Annotated in this window: 1 protein-coding gene; it reads right to left on the bottom strand. The window is 38.5% G+C overall.

Annotation, left to right across the window (positions count from 1 at the left end):
* Window positions 1-296 (bottom strand): hypothetical protein (locus tag AOA60_RS33205; protein ID WP_218240475.1); only part of this gene is annotated, 296 nt, incomplete at both ends.

The raw sequence follows: 296 nt of genomic DNA, 5'->3' as shown, positions 1-296 counted from the left end.
TCTGTGCTTTCAGTAGCGCGAATATATTCCGTTCGTAACATGCGTTGAATGGGTAATAGTTTAAACGCATCACTTATATCTAATCCCATATAATCATAAGTGCTGTAAATAAGAACATTGTATACGAAATTGTCCAATGGAAGTAGGTGTTCTCGAAACACATCGTCCGCTAATATAAATATGTCATTAAAACGCTCAGGTGATTCTGGCCAATACAACTCTGATTGTTCAGCAGCTTGAAAGGTTCCAACTGGACGAACAACGATTTCTTCGTCGAATGTTCTATGGGATAACCG

This window comes from Pseudomonas sp. 2822-17 (assembly GCF_002742485.1).
GTDB lineage: Bacteria > Pseudomonadota > Gammaproteobacteria > Pseudomonadales > Pseudomonadaceae > Aquipseudomonas > Aquipseudomonas cyclaminis.
Note: the sequence above shows the minus strand (reverse complement) of the source record. Positions and strands in the feature narration are given on the sequence as shown.